At 38.8% G+C, this 17,253-nt stretch carries 16 protein-coding genes; 11 read left to right on the top strand and 5 right to left on the bottom strand.

What is annotated here, in order from left to right; all coding sequences use genetic code 11:
• Positions 1-49 precede the first annotated feature (49 nt).
• Positions 50-2,830: a CHAT domain-containing protein gene (locus WAA15_RS14370; RefSeq protein WP_337043480.1), complete on the bottom strand. Its 2,781-nt coding sequence runs from the start codon at positions 2,828-2,830 to the stop codon at positions 50-52.
• Between the two features lie 31 nt (positions 2,831-2,861).
• A complete protein-coding gene (locus WAA15_RS14365) occupies positions 2,862-3,995 on the bottom strand; it encodes a hypothetical protein (protein ID WP_337043479.1) in 1,134 nt (377 codons plus the stop codon).
• 855 nt (positions 3,996-4,850) lie between these two features.
• Between WAA15_RS14365 and WAA15_RS14360 the strand changes: the two genes are divergently transcribed.
• The 3 genes from WAA15_RS14360 to ispF all read left to right on the top strand — a co-directional run bounded on the left by WAA15_RS14360 (position 4,851) and on the right by ispF (position 6,778).
• Positions 4,851-5,456, top strand: coding sequence for an RNA polymerase sigma factor (locus WAA15_RS14360; protein WP_337043478.1), 606 nt, complete (start codon positions 4,851-4,853; stop codon positions 5,454-5,456).
• 12 nt (positions 5,457-5,468) lie between these two features.
• Positions 5,469-6,098 (top strand): hypothetical protein, encoded by a 630-nt coding sequence (locus tag WAA15_RS14355; RefSeq protein ID WP_337043476.1) that lies wholly within the window; start codon positions 5,469-5,471, stop codon positions 6,096-6,098.
• Between the two features lie 200 nt (positions 6,099-6,298).
• Positions 6,299-6,778 (top strand): 2-C-methyl-D-erythritol 2,4-cyclodiphosphate synthase, encoded by a 480-nt coding sequence (gene ispF, locus WAA15_RS14350; RefSeq protein ID WP_337043475.1) that lies wholly within the window; start codon positions 6,299-6,301, stop codon positions 6,776-6,778.
• 5 nt (positions 6,779-6,783) lie between these two features.
• Here ispF and WAA15_RS14345 read toward each other — a convergent pair whose 3' ends face one another.
• Positions 6,784-7,431, bottom strand: a complete 648-nt coding sequence (locus WAA15_RS14345) for a SanA/YdcF family protein (RefSeq protein ID WP_337043474.1) — start codon at positions 7,429-7,431, stop codon at positions 6,784-6,786.
• Positions 7,432-7,616: 185 nt separating this feature from the next.
• Between WAA15_RS14345 and WAA15_RS14340 the strand changes: the two genes are divergently transcribed.
• The 3 genes from WAA15_RS14340 to WAA15_RS14330 all read left to right on the top strand — a co-directional run bounded on the left by WAA15_RS14340 (position 7,617) and on the right by WAA15_RS14330 (position 10,897).
• On the top strand, positions 7,617-8,759 hold the full coding sequence (locus WAA15_RS14340) for an amidohydrolase family protein (protein ID WP_337043473.1): 1,143 nt from the start codon (positions 7,617-7,619) through the stop codon (positions 8,757-8,759).
• Between the two features lie 23 nt (positions 8,760-8,782).
• Entirely contained in the window at positions 8,783-10,405 is a 1,623-nt protein-coding gene (locus WAA15_RS14335) for an amidohydrolase (RefSeq protein ID WP_337043472.1), read from the top strand.
• A gap of 87 nt (positions 10,406-10,492) precedes the next feature.
• Positions 10,493-10,897: a DUF2177 family protein gene (locus WAA15_RS14330; protein WP_337043471.1), complete on the top strand. Its 405-nt coding sequence runs from the start codon at positions 10,493-10,495 to the stop codon at positions 10,895-10,897.
• 1 nt (position 10,898) lies between these two features.
• Here WAA15_RS14330 and WAA15_RS14325 read toward each other — a convergent pair whose 3' ends face one another.
• Both WAA15_RS14325 and WAA15_RS14320 read right to left on the bottom strand, forming a co-directional pair.
• Positions 10,899-11,645, bottom strand: a complete 747-nt coding sequence (locus WAA15_RS14325; RefSeq protein WP_337043470.1) for an NIPSNAP family protein — start codon at positions 11,643-11,645, stop codon at positions 10,899-10,901.
• Positions 11,646-11,830: 185 nt separating this feature from the next.
• On the bottom strand, positions 11,831-12,421 hold the full coding sequence (locus tag WAA15_RS14320; protein WP_337043469.1) for a hypothetical protein: 591 nt from the start codon (positions 12,419-12,421) through the stop codon (positions 11,831-11,833).
• A gap of 223 nt (positions 12,422-12,644) precedes the next feature.
• On the opposite strand from WAA15_RS14320, the gene WAA15_RS14315 reads away from it, so the two are divergent.
• The 5 genes from WAA15_RS14315 to WAA15_RS14295 all read left to right on the top strand — a co-directional run bounded on the left by WAA15_RS14315 (position 12,645) and on the right by WAA15_RS14295 (position 17,220).
• Positions 12,645-13,832, top strand: a complete 1,188-nt coding sequence (locus tag WAA15_RS14315; RefSeq protein WP_337043468.1) for a hypothetical protein — start codon at positions 12,645-12,647, stop codon at positions 13,830-13,832.
• A gap of 140 nt (positions 13,833-13,972) precedes the next feature.
• Complete coding sequence (locus WAA15_RS14310; protein ID WP_337043467.1) at positions 13,973-14,890, top strand: PfkB family carbohydrate kinase; 918 nt, start codon at positions 13,973-13,975, stop codon at positions 14,888-14,890.
• 176 nt (positions 14,891-15,066) lie between these two features.
• Complete coding sequence (locus WAA15_RS14305; protein WP_337043466.1) at positions 15,067-15,813, top strand: SDR family oxidoreductase; 747 nt, start codon at positions 15,067-15,069, stop codon at positions 15,811-15,813.
• A 5-nt stretch (positions 15,814-15,818) separates the two neighbouring features.
• Entirely contained in the window at positions 15,819-16,403 is a 585-nt protein-coding gene (locus WAA15_RS14300; protein ID WP_337043465.1) for a Crp/Fnr family transcriptional regulator, read from the top strand.
• A gap of 73 nt (positions 16,404-16,476) precedes the next feature.
• Positions 16,477-17,220: an SDR family oxidoreductase gene (locus WAA15_RS14295; RefSeq protein WP_337043464.1), complete on the top strand. Its 744-nt coding sequence runs from the start codon at positions 16,477-16,479 to the stop codon at positions 17,218-17,220.
• Positions 17,221-17,253: the final 33 nt, after the last annotated feature.

Below are 17,253 nucleotides of genomic sequence, written 5' to 3'. Positions count from 1 at the left end.
CAAACCACAAAAGTAAGGTTTCTGAAGAAGGTTCAAAAAAACTTAAAGATTATTTTTGCTTTGCCCAAAGTGCCATAATCTGGCCTCTGAACAGGTAAGCAACCAGAAGTAAGATAGCTAAAGCAGCTACCCAGACATACAAAGTATTGTTTGATGAAATAGGTATTACAGATGATTTACCAATAAGCACGAAATTTGACCAATAAAACGGGTGGTCTGATTCTGTCTGAATCAGGTCAATTTTTGAAAGCCGGATAGCCTCGTCAGTAGCATACCCTTTTTTGAGGTAATAATAAAATTTCTCAGATAATTTAGCGATGCTCTCGTCGTGGGCATTCCATAAGGTTGTAATAACCGACGGACACCCAGCAAACTGAAAAGCACGTGCCAGACTGATAATGCCCTCGCCTTTTCGGATTTTGCCTTTGCCGGTTTCACAGGCACTTAATACCACCAGCTGTGTATTTTCTAAAGAAAGATTATATAATTCGGGGGTATATAATTTAAAATCGTTCCCTTCAGGATACAACGCAATAAAAGATTTTAGTGGCTCGTCGTCGTTTACCTGTGCATGGGTAGCAAAATGAATGATACCTTTATTACGGTAGGTTTCCTGAAAATTCAACTTGGTTGCTCTGTTATCCTGATAAATTTCTCCGGTTATTTCGCCCATTTCGTTGATAGAAGCAGGAAGTGTTTTAAAACCTTTGTCTCTGAAAATACCCGACTGCTTACCATTGCTGAAAGGAGCATAGGCAATAATATCCGCCTGAGATTTATTGGTAGCAAAATCGAACTGCAAAGAGGCTGAATTTGCATAAGAAATGGTGTAATCGAACAGGAGATAATCAGCATCGCCCTTTTTTTCCAGAATTTCAAAAGGTAAAAATCCTAAAATATCGTGGCGGGCAATAATTAATTTCTTCGATTTGCGGGTCATGTCTTCAATTGGTGCAAGCAGCACGTTGTATGCCTGCTTTGCAAGTTCATGACCTTTGTAGGCATCAATATTGGGTGGCGTATTAACTTTATTGTATAAGTCCATCACTAGCCCATGTATGGCAGGGGCGTTGTCTTTCTTAATTATGTTATAAGACTCTTTGTTGACTATGATACAATATAATACGTTGTCGCCCAGAAAATAGCTAATAAATGCGGTGTTTTTATCGAGCCTTTTTTGGGTTTCTTTTAGCGAAATCAGGTAATTATCATATTTCAGTTTATAATAATTTTTTGATTCCTGCTCAATTTTCTTTGTCAGGTGGTTAAGCTGTATTTTAGCGTCCGATAAATCTGACAGTGTTTTTTCGTTACCAGATTCTAATAATTTAATCTGCAATTTTACAATTTTCTGACGCAGTGCCGCCTCTTGGTCGAGTAATTCTTCGTTCAATACACTTGGCCGTATTTTTTGTTCTTTTACGGCATCCCATAATGTAGCCGACTTACTGGCTTCCAGTGCATAGAAAAACTTTTCAGCCCACTCATTCGACTGTTTGTTTTTCCATTGTTCAAATATTTTCGAGAGCGTCTTTTCATAAATCGGATACACCTTTTCACTGTAAAACAGTTTCGATTCGGGCATATCAAAAGTTTTACGCAGATGAGTAGCAAACTTGATAGCTACCAGATAAGTGTCGGCCGATAAATCAGGGTTACTGTCGGCTAGTAGGTCGGCTTTCTGATTTAAAGCTATGAAAAGTTCCTGCGGAGCGTTAACCCCTTCAAATGTAGGATTGGCCTGCAAATTTAGCTGTGTATAAGAAGAGTCAGCGGCTTTAATGGCTTGCTGGCAATGTGCTAGTGCTTCTTTCATTTGCCCTCTGGCCTGATAAATTTCGCTCAGGCCATTCTCTATACGGGCTACTTGTAAACCTTGCAAATGATTAAAATTACGGACAAAATCTTTCAGTGCATTTTTATAAACGCCTTCAGCTTTGCCTAATTCGTGCATTTGTATATAAGATTCGGCTCTGGCGGTCTGGATATTAATCCATAGCCGTGGCTGTTGTATTTTTGATTTTTTATGAAACTTCTCTGCTTCGGCAAATGCTTTCAGGGCATCGGCTGGGTGGTTCATTTGTTTATAACACCGCCCCATAGAAAGGTACACAATAGCCGTTTTATCGGCAGTTTCAGCCATCGGCAATGCCTCTTTTAAAAGGCTCAAAGCATTTTCATATTGTTTCTTTTCCCGATAATACTTAGCCATATTACTCAGAACGGCGTATTGGTTCAGCGTAACATTTTCTTGTTTGGCAATCTGGCGTGCTTGCTGAAAATAGTAAAAACTCTGTTCGGTATCGCCTAAATCATCAATCAAACGGCCGTAATTACTCAGGAAAGTAATTACGAAATCTGGTATTTTCTTTTGTATATATTTTTTTTCCAGCAAGAAATCATACCCTTTTTTAAAGTGTTTTTCAGCCAGACTTATGCGGCTGGGCATACGCCTGTAATACTCCGATATTTCGGCATTCAGTTTAAAGAAAAGGAGGTCTTTTTTCTCACCGTTCAGATATTTCAGCGCACTGATACCTTCCGAAACTGCTTTTGAGGCGTTTTCGTAGTCATCGTTGGTTACATAAATATCTACGGCTTTGTATAAAAAAAGTTCTATATAGTTTTCATAGTCTTTTTCAGCCAAAAGTTTCCCCTGAAGATTCCCATACGTCTTCAAAGCCTGCTCAACGGTAATCTTTCTGTCATTCAGGCTATTATATACCTCATCTCTTACTTGCTGAATGTATATGTAAACATCGGCTCTTGACTGTGCAGATACATTCAATACTAATACAGCAAATAGAGATATAAGAAGGTTTTTTCTCATATTAAAACTATTGACTTATTATCTTACAACATCAAAACGTATCTTCAGTACCAGCCGTTGGTGGTGGAACGCGTGGCGGGTCGGCGGCTACTTTAAGCTTTGGCCCCGACGAAAAGTTCAAGGTGGAAGGCATATTAGTGTTCATGGTATTAAAAAAGTAACTATTCAGGTAGTCATCTCGGTTAATAATATTACCGTTGGTGTCAAAGTATTGCGTAATGCTGTTTTTAGCAGGCCGATGCGTAAAAATTCGCATACGGAAATTAGGCAGATTACTTGACTTGGCTATAAAGTAAATAATTCCAAAATTGCTTTGTGGTTTATTAGGCCCTCTTGGGAATGTCAGCACGCCATTGTTGATTTCAAACCAGGGCGAAGAGCTGAAAATATTGTACGCGCCCGGGCTGATTCCCATACTTGTATATAAGTTGATAGAAGTATTGGAAGTAATGAGTTTATCAAAAAAGTTTATAAATGGCGCATATTTTTCGGTAAATACCCTATTCTTGAATTTGTAGGCTTTCATTCCGAAAATGCTACCTTCTCTGCGCTCAAAGCTACCGGCTTCTCTTACACTAAATGTTAGTGAAGAATTATCGGCCGTAGTAATGACATCAACCGGTTGTGAATATGTGTAAGGATTTACCCATTGGCACCGGTTAATAATATTTAGCAGCTCGTATTGAGAAAGAATCTGCAATTGCCACGGCAAGGGGTTTTCAAAAACAATCACATCCTGATTATCCATCAAAAAGCCGTTAGGCTGGGCTCCGGTTCCATTACTAAGCACAGGTGTTACATTACCTATTCCGTTATCGGTACCTTTAAAAGAACCTACGCTACTAATGCTATAAACGGTGTTTGAACCCACTTTTGCATTACTTAACGTAAATGATTCCACACTAGCTAACTGAACACTCGAGTAAGTTTGTGCGTCACAAGCTAGACAAATCCATGCACTTCCGTTATAAACTCTAACAACGTTATACGTTTTGTCAAATATCATCATACCTGCTTTAGGCGAAGGTAAAGATGAAAGTTGGTCATTTGTTAAAACGGGCAGTTGAACTGTGGCAGAGTCACCGGCAGTAATAGTTACTGACTGTGCCATGGTGCCAATTATAAGTGTAAATAGTAAGAATAAAGTAGAGGAAATTTTTTTCATTACAACATCATTAGTTAAAATAAATGACAGCGTGTTTGTAATTACGTGACCTAACAAATATCTTCAATTTTTGTTGTAAGGAAAACTTTGTTGTCAAATATTTTACATATAACTTTGAAAAAAGTCAATATCCCCCTATTTTTATTCAAAATAAGGGGGAGTCTTGAGCTAATTAACCCTAACCCTAGTAAAATTTTGGGTGAGGGGTTTGTTTTATGGCTATAGAGTTAAATTGTGTGTATTAATATCAGCTAAAGGGTGTTTTGTAACCATTGAGCTTAAATTTTTTTTTAGTCAAACGCTGATAATTTTAAACAACCAATTTTTAAGTATAGGCTGTGTAGATTTAGTAACAACCAATTTTTGTACATTAATATCAGTAGACGTAACTTTTGTAACCTTAAATTTTTATTTTTTTTATATTTTTTTTTCGGGGGTTGTTTTGCATAGTTTTTGCTTAGTAACTTTACGTATAGAAAAGGAAATTCTGGTTAATTATAAAAATAAAAAAGGGGCGTAAAAGCCTGATAGTTCTGTAAACATTAGCAACGTTAGCACAGATTATTTTCGGCAATATCTCATCCTGACAAAATCTGGTAGTTATTTTCTATACATTAGCAACGCCAAAAAAGTACATTAATACCTGGTTTTGAATGATAAACCTTTGGTAATCAATAGCTCATTCATAAACTTGTCCGATTAATTTACCTGATTAACTTTATAACTAATCCATTTAAATACCACCAATGTAAATTTGGCAACTGAGTGATTGCTTTACTGTAAATAACCCATTCTTAAAAAAAACCTATGCTTAAGGTTACATAAAGGGGGGCTATTGATATTAATTACTAGAATATGATTCTTAGTTTATCAAAACATCCGTCAGATGAAGCTATTGTAGAGGGGATTCTGGCTGGTGGACGCAAAGAACATGAGGCGTTAGTAGCACTGTATAAGAAATTTCATGTTTCGCTGGAAAGATTCATTATCCATCGAAGCACTGGAAGGGATTACGCTAAACAGCCCGAAGATATCATATGGGAAGCAATCGAAGCATTTGTTGTTAACATAAAAAAAGGTACCTTTACACTCAAAGACGCTACTTTAGAAACTTATCTGAAAAGTATTTGCAAAAACCTATGGTTCAGGTATATTTCTCAGGAGGCTTCCAGAGAAGAACGACAGAATCGTTACATGGCAGAGTGGGATAAACTCGAAGATGATGTAAGCGATATGCTGATTGAAAAGGAAAACTGGGAACATTATATAAGTCTTGTTAATAAATTAGGAAAAAATTGCCGCCAGATTTTGGATATGCGCCTCATTGAAGGGCTATCAATGCAGGAAATTTCACAAAAATTAATTGCAAACGGAACTTTTGAAAATGACCAGACAGTTAGAAATGCTAAAAGCAAGTGTCTGAAAAAAATATTGGAACTGATAACCTCTAATCATCAATAAATAAATAATGCTATGATTGACATGTTGCAAAATCAAATTGAAGATTATGTAGCCGGAGGAATGAAGGGTAAGGAAAAACAAGCATTTGAAGAACAAATTAAAGGTAACCCCACACTACAACAACAGGTAGAAGAAGTAAAGTTGTTGCGAGAAGCCTTGTTGCGTGCTCAGGTACGTGCCAATATTGCTAACGCACGTAATTATATTAACCGACCTAAAAGGAGTCTGGCTTATGTACTTGGCTCATTTAGTGCCGCTGCCGCCGTTGTATTTTTTTTGCTTTCAACGGCTGTTACTTTTTCGCCTAAGAAGTTTAACTATCGTGGCGACGACGTACCAAGCAGTGTGGCAACTCAAACCAGAGTTAATGACTACCAGAAAGCTACCGAACTGGTAGAAAAAGGAGATAATCCTGTGGAGGCTATTAAAATTCTTGAACGCCTCAAAAACAACGAAAATGTAAGTAAAAATTACCAGAACGAATCAAAATGGATGTTGGTTGTGGCGTATCTTCAAGCAGGTGAAGCCGAAAAAGCCGAAAAAGTTTTTGATGAAGTAAAATGGGAAGATACGGGCCGCCCTTTCTCGGTTTGGGAAATCACTAAAATTAACTGGCAAATTTTCTGGGGAAAAATATTCTGACAATCAGTTTATCAACTCCCATAATTATATTATATTTTTCAGCCTCCCCCCTATTCAAAGCCACATAAACTGTTTGGTTTATCCTGTTTTTTATTTTTCCTGAATAACTGCTTTTAAATTCTTCCTAGCAAATCTTTGCTTTATTGTCGCTAAAAATCTTTAGCTTTAAACCCGTTTTAAAGTTTATCAAGAAATTTATTATGAATATCAGAGTTGGTCAGGGGTACGATGTACACCAGTTGGGCGAAGGCTATGAATTATGGCTCGGAGGTGTAAAAATACCACATACAGTTGGTTCGGTGGGGCATTCAGACGCAGACGTACTACTTCATGCAATATGCGACGCACTCTTGGGGGCTGCCGCTATGGGCGACATAGGCAAACATTTTAAAAATACTGACCCCCGCTGGAAAGGTATCGACAGTAAAATATTGCTTCAAATTGTTACTGAAATGCTAACCAAAGAGGGTTACAAAATTGGTAATATCGACTCAACGGTTTGTTTGCAGGAACCTAAAATTGGCAAATACATACCTGACATGATAAAAGCAATTGCCCACGTAACAGGTCTTCCCGAAAACTGCATTTCTATCAAGGCCACTACAACCGAAGAAATGGGGTTCGTAGGGCGCAAGGAAGGTCTTGAAGCCCATGCTATTGCATTAATTTATAAAGAATAACTGTATTAATTGGGTAATTTTATTTTTTTACCCAAAAACTTGGGCTTAGTTGCTATCAGGTAATCGACAAAAACTTTTACCCTTGCCAGTTTTTCTCTTAGCTGAACCATAGAACCCTGCCGTGCAGAGACATCTTTTGCGTTAAAACCATTGGCTACCATTCCTTGTTTTGATGCAATATAGATAGCTCTTTCGTTATGAAATGGCTGTGAAATAAAGGTGACCGAATCTTGCCCGAAAACTTCTTTGAGCCGAACCACAGAATCAAAGGTTCTGAATCCGGCATAATCAAGAAAAATACGGGTAGAATCAATGCCTTGTTCAATTAAATCAGCACGCATCATTTCTGGCTCGTTATATTCCTCCCGCCCGTTGTCACCACTGATAATCAGGTATTTTATTTTCCCTGCTTTTAATAGACTGGTTGCGGCTTTTATTCGGTAAGCATAGTAGGGATTAATAAAACCGCGAATACTGGTATATTTGGCTGTTCCCAATAGTAACCCTACTCTATTAAAAGGCACTGCTTCGGTATCAGAGTAAAGTTTTCCGCTGGCCTCTTTTTTAATGAGAGCATCACAAGTGTATATCAATACCCCTGCCATAATAATTACTAACAGCACTGAAAAAATAATGAGTTTTTGCTTTTTCATGATTTTAATAGTGAGATAAACATCTCGGTTAGTACACATTTCTTAATTAATGAAACAAAAGTAGTTTTATTGAATTTTATCGCCAATTTAAAGACTCTTGTCCTTAAACCCAGCACTCTGCTACCACAATTTTATCTTTTTCGTTATATTGCAAGAAACATTCATAAAACTACCTTTTATACTTAATGAAAAAGTTTGCAGTTACTACCGCTTTTTTACTAACTCTCAGCCAGTTATATGCGCAGCAGATAAAAATAGGAGATAACGCCGGAACCGTTACCTTTGAAGAATATGAGCCAAAATCTACACTGGTTGTTCCGGGTAAAGTTATTACACGCGCCAAGTTTCCGTTTATTGATATTCATAACCACCAATGGGAAATGAACAGTAAAGAAGACCTTAACAAGCTCATTACAGAAATGGATAAAATGAACATGGGCATTATGGTTAACCTGAGCGGGAGAGGTTTCAATCAGGATGAAGCTAAAAGCACAGCCGGCCTTGTTAAGCAAATTGAGACTGTAAAGGATAACTACCCCACCCGCTTTGCCATTTTTACGAATATAGATTTTTCTAAAATTAATGAGCCTGACTGGACAGCCAAAGCCGTAAAAACGTTAGAAGATGATGTAAAACTACGCGGTGCCAAAGGGCTGAAAATTTACAAGAGCTTAGGTTTCAGCGTAAAAGATAATGGCAAGATAGTAGCCGTTGATGACCCTCGTATTGACCCTATCTGGAAAAAGGCCGGCGAGTTGGGTATTCCGGTTTTAATTCATACTGCCGACCCTTCATCTTTCTGGGACCCACTCAATGCGCAAAACGAACGTTGGTTAGAGTTAAAAACGCATCCGGGCCGTAAGCGTGATGCCTCTGGCGGAAAAGAGTTTACTTGGGAACAACTGATTGAACAACAACATAATGTTTTCAGAAAAAACCCGAAAACTATTTTTATCAATGCACACATGGGGTGGTTCCCGAATAATCTGGCAAAACTGGATAGCCTGATGGATGCCTTCCCGAATATGTACGTAGAAATAGGTGCCGTAATTGCTGAATTAGGCCGCCAGCCAAGAACTGCAAAAAAATTCTTTGAAAAACGTCAGGACCGTATTCTTTTCGGAAAAGATTCTTGGGTGCCTGACGAATACCAGACTTATTTCCGCGTGCTAGAGTCAGAAGATGAGTATTTTCCCTATCATAAAAAATACCATGCTTTCTGGCGGATGTATGGGCTGGGGCTATCTGATGAGGTGCTAAAGAAAGTTTACTACAAAAACGCGCTCAAAATTGTACCCGGTCTTGATAAGGGCCAGTTTCCGAAATAACACTAAACTAAATACGTATCTCTATGAAGAAACACTTCATCTTTGCTCTTACTTTGCTTTTGAGCAGTGGGTTTGCTTTTTCTCAGAAAAAGAAGAAAGAAGTAAATCCGGTGCCCGACAAACTAGAACTTCTGAAACAGGAAGTTATTCGTAAAATTGATGAACGCCAGAAGTTTACACAAGAAGTTAACGACCAGATTTTCAGTTTTGGAGAATTGGGTTTTCAGGAGTTTGAAACTTCAAAATACCTTACTAACCTTCTTGAAAAAAACGGTTTTAGCATTGAGAGAGGCATAGCCGGAATGCCAACAGCATGGATAGCCAAATGGGGTTCGGGCAAGCCCGTTATTGCCATCGGCTCTGACGTAGACTGTATTCCGAAGGCTTCACAAAAACCCGGAGTAGCGTACAAAGACCCTATTATTGACGGAGCACCCGGCCATGGTGAAGGCCATAACTCAGGGCAGGCACTCAATATTACAGCCGTACTTGCACTAAAGGAAATTATGGAGAGAGAAAAAATTTCGGGTACGCTTGTTTTGTGGCCCGGTATAGCCGAAGAGCAAGTTGGAGCCAAAGCTATTTATGTGCGTGAGGGATATTTTAAAGATGTAGATGCTTGTATTTTCACCCATGTGGGCGACAACCTGTCGGTAGCTTGGGGTGATGTAGGCAATGTAGGCTTGGTGTCGGTCAAGTTTCATTTTGAAGGAGAAGCTGCACACGCCGCTGGCGCACCATGGCGTGGCAGAAGCGCGCTCGATGCCGTTGAACTCATGAATATTGCATGGAATTATAAACGTGAGCATCTGGAAACTACGCAACGCTCGCACTACGTAATTTCTGACGGCGGCGACCAACCCAATGTAGTACCCTCTAAAGCTACTGTATGGTATTATTTTCGTGAACGCACCTACCCTAAAATCAAAAATCTTTTTGAAAATGGCCTTAAAATGGCGCAAGGGGCTGCTATCATGACCGATACGAAATTTACTTACGAAATATTAGGTAGCGCATGGCCGGGGCATTTCAATAAGCCTATTGCAGAAACCATGTATTATAATATCAGAAGAGTTGGCTTGCCAAAATGGTCTGAAGAAGACCAGTTATTAGCAAAAGCTGCACAGAAAGAGCTTAAAGCTCCTAAAGCTGACGGGCTGGCGATGAAACTCGATACCGTAGCCGAACCAGTATACTCACCAAGCATTATTCGGCAAGGTGGCTCCGACGACATTGCAGATATTTCGTGGGCATTGCCAACGGTTGTGCTTCGTTACCCTTCTAATATGCCGGGTATGCCCGGGCATCATTGGGCCAATGCTATTACAATGGCAACTCCTATTGCACATAAAGGCTGCACTGCTGGCGCAAAAGTTGAGGCTCTTACGATACTCGATATGCTATTCAAACCTGAAATTATTCAAAAAGCGTGGGAATATTATAACAAGGAGCAAACCAAAGAAATAAAATATACCCCACTTATTTCAAAAGATGATAAACCCGCTATTCATCTTAATAAGGAAATCATGGAGAAGTTTCGCCCTGAAATGACTAAGTATTACTATGACCCTACCAAGTATAAAACCTATTTAGACCAACTAGGCATAAAATACCCAACTGTCAGAGAAGATAACACCAAAAAATGATATTATATCCCCTCTTATAAAACAAAGTGTACGTGATTAAAACCATCGTACACTTTGTTTGTTTATACTGATATATTCCGTTCAGTTATGACAAAAATCTTGTTAACTTTTATTATTACCGCGCTTATCTTTTTTGCGTTAGATATGGTTTGGCTGGGTCTGATAGCCAAAAACTATTATCAGCAAAAAATAGGGTTTCTCATGGCCGATAAGGTTAACTGGCTGGCAGCTATGCTTTTTTACCTGCTTTATATAGGAGGTATTGTTTATTTTGCAATTTACCCAAGCCTTAATACTGGCAACTGGCAAACTGTTCTGCTCAAGGGAGCTATACTTGGTTTGCTTTGTTATGGCACTTATGACTTAACCAATTGGGCAACACTTAAAAACTGGCCTTACCAGATTGTTATTATCGACCTTGGCTGGGGTGCATTTGTTACAGGTACAGCCGCCAGTGTTACGTTTATTATCAGCCAGAAATTCATTAACTGATTTACTTAATTTCAGAGAAATCGGTTGGTTTCATGTACATCGACTCAACTTTTACAGTCAGTTTTCCGTTTTTCTCTGACTCGTCGCGAGCTTTTACCCATTTAGGGTCATTTCTGAATGCTTCAAAAGAGGCTTTTCCGGCTTCTTCGCTTTTATGCGCCAAAATATATACTAATTTGGACTGTGTAGTATCTTTTTCGATGGTTGTCCAGTAAACAACGTTTTCCATCCCATGCTTTTTAAACAACTTTAAGGTATGGTTTCTGAAACGTGCCAGTAAATCATCGAGTTTGCCAGGGCTAGCAGTATAAGTTCTTAATTCAAAAACACGCTCAGGATTTTTCTGTTTTGCTTTTACAGCAGGCGAGAAATCAGTCACATTCATAAAAACTGATACCACTTTGCTTACAATTTTACCATTTTTTTCTGATTCTTCTCTTACTGTTTTCCACTCAGGGTCTGCACCAAAGGCTTTCCATGAAGCATCTCTTGCTTCTTTGTTCGGATACGACAACACATAGTAAAGTGCGTTCTGGTCATTTACAGTAGGCACCCAATACCCTACGTTGGTCATCCCATGGCGTTCAAAAATTTTAGTGGTATGATTACGAAAACGGGTCAACAAATCGGGCAGTTTACCTGGCTCACAATAGTAGATTCTCATTTCATAATAACGGGTATCTTGTTTTTGGGCCAACGCTGCCATTGTAGCAAATAAAGTTAGGAAAAGTATCGTGATTGTTTTCATAGATGAGGTTGATTAGATTGGCTACAAAGGTATTTTATAAAACTGATATGTATATTATTTTATACGCTATATTTTTCCTGATATCAGGCTTTCTGGTAGATTTTAAAATAATGGCGTGCATATAAACACCAAAGCCCACCTAATTGATTTAAAAGGCGGGTTATAAAGCTGGCAGTTAGAGTGTGTCAGATAGTTTCTCTGACGAGGTCTACTATCTTACCCAGTATACGTTTGGCTGACGTGGCGGCCACTTTGGCTTCGGTATCTTTGCCATCAAGTTTTTTTACGTTGTCGGCAACGCTATCAACCAGTTTATCAAGTTTTTCTTGGCCTTTATTGTCCAGCACTGCTTTCCCCGATTTCAGGAGGTTAAGACTGGTCATAAGACTTACTGCATTCCCTAATAAGCCTTCTTTACCTTCGCTTAGCAGGTTATTAATGTGATTAGCCCCCAACAACAATTTTATTGTGTTTATGGTATTGGTGACTGTTTCTTTTTTCAGGCTACCCTGTGTAGCTAGTGGGGCCAGACTCTTCAGTACTTTTGCCTGTTCTAGCAAATTATTCTTAAAATCGTTTCCACGGGTATTTGCTTCACTTTCCAAAGCAATACTTCCTGATTTAAGTACCTCGGCCAATTCTTCAACCTGTTCTTTTTGAGACAGGTTTATGGCTTCGTCAAGTAGACCTTCTAATGATGTTCTCTGAGCAAAAGAAATATTAGTTAGTAACAGCAATAATAAGGCAGCAATTTTTCTAAGTAGGTGTATTCTCATTTTTTACTTTACATTAAAATTATAGTTAAAGACGGGTTTTATAAGCAAAAGGTTTAATTAATAAAAAATAAAAAAACATAACCATTTGATAATCAAAAATTTACGATAACTTTTTTTTAAATATACAATATTTTATTAAACGGAACTATTCCGTAAATAGTTCTATGGTTTATTAATTTTAACTAATTGATATACCTTTGTATTGTCGAATAATGATAGACAAATGATAAAAATAGTTGAGGTAGCTAATAATCATCATTGGCAAAAAGAGTTTCTGGAATTGCCTTCCAGACTTTATAAAGGGAATCCTTATTGGATTCGTCCTTTAGATAATGATATTGAAAAAATATTTGACCCCCAAAAAAACCCTTTATTAAAAGGTGATAACTGTGCACGTTGGCTGGCTATTGACGAGCAAGGCAGAACTATTGCCCGAATAGCTGCTTTTGTGAACCCTAATACAGTTATTTACAGTAATGACCAACCCACAGGTGGAATAGGATTTTTTGAGTGTATTAATGATATACGCGTAGCTTTTGCTATGTTTGACACTTGCAAAGATTGGTTAAAAGTTCGAGGAATGCAAGCAATGGATGGGCCTATTAACTTTGGCGAGCGCGATAACTGGTGGGGATTACTGGTTGACCCTTACGATGCCGAGCCTACATGGTCGATGCTGTATCATCATGATTACTACCGATTTTTTTTTGAAGGGTATGGTTTCCAAGACTACTTTCAGCAATATACGTTCCTGTTGCCGCTCGAAGAACAAGAGGCCAGAAAGGTAGTTCGACCCGTACTTTTTGATATTGCAAACCGTATTTATCATACACCCGGTTATGCTTTCAGACACATAAGTAAAAAAGAGTTATCGAAATTTGCGCAGGATTTCAGAACGATTTATAACAAGGCATGGGCAAAAAATATGGCTGCCGGCGAAATGACGGCCGAACGCGCCGAAGCCATTATGCAGATGATGAAACCTATTCTGGAAGAGGAATTAATGTGGTTTGGGTATCATCATGACCAACCCATTGCTTTTTTCATTATGATTCCAGAGCTTAATCAGATTATAAAACACCTGAACGGTAAACTCAACTGGCTTGGTAAACTTAAATGGCTATACCATAAACTCAAAAAAACAACCAACAAGGCAAGAGGTGTTATATTTGGGGTAATTCCTGAATATCAAGGGCGCGGTGTCGAATCGGCTATTGCTTTAGCTTTTTCGCGTGCGTGCTGGAAACCCAACTACCAGTACAAAACCATAGAATTAAACTGGATTGCCGACTTTAATCCTAAAATGCTAAAGGTAACTCAGCTTCTGGGTGCAAAAAAATTCAAGACTTATATCACTTATCGTTACCTATTCGACCACACAAAGCCTTTCAGGAGGCACCCCGTTATCTGATACACGCAGCAAATACCCATATAAATAGCATAATAAGAAAGATTTTTATTAATTTTGTGGCAGTTTTTTGTAAAACTCACCTCATAATTTTTCACTTTAAAACAAATAGTTAGCCGTTCTACAACGGAACTCAGCATTTTATGTCATTACTCACAGTTGGTTCGGTGGCATTCGATAAACTTGAAACACCTTTCGGCAAAACAGATAAAATTATTGGCGGAGCCGCTACTTTTATTACTCTTACTGCCTCTTACTTCGTTAAAGAAAATAATCTGGTAGCCGTAGTTGGCGAAGATTTCCCTGAAAGCATGATAGAAGTGCTACAATCGCACGGCGTGAACACCGAAGGGCTTGAAATCGTAGAAGGCGGAAAAACGTTTTTCTGGTGGGGTCGTTACCATAACGACATGAACTCACGCGATACACTGGAAACACAGTTAAACGTAATGGGTGATTTTGACCCGAAAATACCAGAATCATATCAGGGTTGTGAATATCTGATGCTGGGTAATACCTCGCCTGAAATACAGATGCGGGTGTTGAACCGTTTACATACACGCCCGAAATTTGTGATGGTTGACACCATGAATCTCTGGATTAACATTGCAAACGACGATTTAAAAGCCTTGTTAAAAGAAGTTGACTGCTTAGCTATTAATGACGAAGAAGCCCGTATGCTTTCGGGCGATTACTCGCTCCGTAGAGCCGCCAAAACCATTATGGCTATGGGGCCAAAAACATTAATTATCAAAAAAGGTGAACACGGTGCATTATTGTTTCAGGATGATAACATCTTCTTCTGCCCTGCCCTACCATTAGAAGAAGTTTTCGACCCCACAGGTGCAGGCGATACTTTTGCCGGTGGTTTTATTGCTTATTTAGCAAAAACCGATGACTTAAGTTTTGATAACATGAAACGCGCCATTATTTATGGCTCGGCAATGGCTTCTTATTGTGTTGAAAAATTCGGTTCAGAGAGAATCCAGAATCTGACACAGGACGATATCGTTAACCGTGTAGCTGAGTTTAAAAAACTAGCCAGTTTCGACTTACAATAAGCTAGTTATGTATATATAGCGGTTGTTCTGGGATTTGCAATAGAAAATATTTTCAGGATAACCTCATACTATTATTGGCAGGTCAGGGAAAATTTCCCTGACTTTTTTTTTGCCCGTTTAGGTATAACGGTGTATTATATTTATTTTTCCAGTAAGGAATTTCTCTTACATCTGATATGAGTAAAATAATTTTAATTACAGGTGGTAGCGATGGCATAGGAGCTGTTACAGCCCAACTAGCTGCCGAACAAGGATATATTGTTTGTATCAATTACAGGCAGAACCATATTGCAGCTAATAAAGTAGTAGAAGCCATAAATGTATCTGGTGGGCAAGCCTACGCTTTTCAGGCAGATATTTCGTCAGAAAATGAAGTGGTTGATATGTTTGCTGCGATTGATGCTCAGGTAGGGCGTATGACGGCACTGGTCAATAACGCAGGTATTATTGAGTCACAACAGAAATTAGTAGATATGTCGGCCGAACGCCTACAAAAAGTGTTTGCAGTTAATGTAGTCGGAAGTTTTTTATGTGCCAGAGAAGCCATTAAGCGGATGTCGGTCAGGAATGGTGGTAATGGAGGCAGTATCGTGAATATCTCCTCTATGGCTTCCCGATTAGGTTCTCCTTTCGAGTATATCGACTATGCCGCAACCAAAGGTGCAATTGATTCGATGACAGTTGGTTTGTCGAAAGAAGTAGCCGAAGAAAATATCCGTGTAAATGTCGTTCGGCCCGGTACTATTTATACCGATATTCACGGGAAGGCAGGTGAGCCAGCCCGTGTAGAACGTGTAAAAGCCTTTATTCCGATGAAAAGAGGTGGCCAGCCCGACGAAGTGGCAAAAGCTATTTTATGGTTATTATCTGACGATGCTTCTTATGTAACAGGGGCTACATTAGACGTAGCAGGAGGTCGATAATGTTTATGGATACTACGTACGAACCACTTATAAAATTTATAAAAAGAATTATTGATTTGCCTGATACCGAAGTAGCAAAAGTATTGCAGTTATTTAAACCTGTACGCATTGCTAAAGGAGAATATTATATCCGTGAAGGGCAAGTACCTAAAAAGTTTGCCTTTGTCGAAAAAGGGCTTTTCAGATATTTATATATTAATAACAAAGGCACAGAATTTACGAAGAACTTTATTCCCGAAAACAGTTTTCTCTCGGCTTATTCAGCCATGATTAGCCAACAGCCTTCCAGAATGTTTATTGAAGCACTAGAAGAAAGCTATATATACGAAATTCATTATCATGATTGGCTCAAACTGAAAAAAGGGCATCAATGTTGGGACAAGCTATTGATAACAATACTGGAAAAAGCCTTTTCTGTTAAAGAAACCCGTGAGCGCGATTTGCTATTGCTCGAAGCACAGGAACGTTATGAGATATTTAAACAGGAGTTTCCGACCCTCGAAAAACGTATTAAACAACATATCATAGCTTCGTATCTGGGTATTTCACCTATTTCGCTCAGCAGGATTCGGAATAAAACAGCTTCATAGCCTTGCTCTTAACTTATGTTAATGTTTTTGCGTTTGCAATGGTTTTGTTTTGTCTCAACAAAAACATAAAACCATGCTTACAGGAAATACTATTTTAATTACCGGCGGAAGTTCGGGGGTAGGCCTCGAACTAGCCAGAAGATTATCGGCGCAAAACAATACAGTACTGATTTGTGGTCGCTCAAAAACCAAATTAGAGGAAGCCCAAAGGCTGTTTCCTGCAATACAGACCTTCGTATGTAATATTGCTTCTGAAAACGAGTGCTCGTTACTTTTTGACTGGATAAAAACGCATCATCCAGCGTGTAATATACTCATTAACAATGCTGCTATTGTGTATCAGACCGATTTCCTGAACGACCCCGAAGCTATTGCGAAAGCGTATGAAGAATTTCAGACCAATATGCTGGCTCCTATACGCCTGAGTAAATTATTTTTACCTTTACTACTCAGGCAACCTAAAGCACAAATAATTAATATTTCGACGGGCCTTGTATATGCACCGCGTGCTGTTTATCCGTTTTATAACGCTACCAAAGCAGCTCTACATTCTTTCACTCAAACCTTACGCTTGCAACTTGCCAGTAAGCCCATTAGCATTAAAGAAGTGTTGCTTCCGGTAGTTGATACCCCATGGCATAGAGGCAACCCGCCTAAAATAGCCATCCCAGTCGAAAAAGCAGTAGAAGAAGTTTTGCAAAAGCTCGAAAAAACCAACAAAACTGAAATCAGAATCGGGAAAGTAAACCTGTTATACTGGTTAGCGCGCATTGCACCTGCGTTTGCTATAAGAATAATCAATTCTTCAGACAGATAACAAAAAAATAGTCGGGCATTTTACCCGACTACA

It is taken from the genome of Emticicia sp. 17c, from assembly GCF_037153985.1.
GTDB lineage: Bacteria > Bacteroidota > Bacteroidia > Cytophagales > Spirosomataceae > Emticicia.
This window is presented reverse-complemented; position numbering and strand designations above follow the sequence as displayed.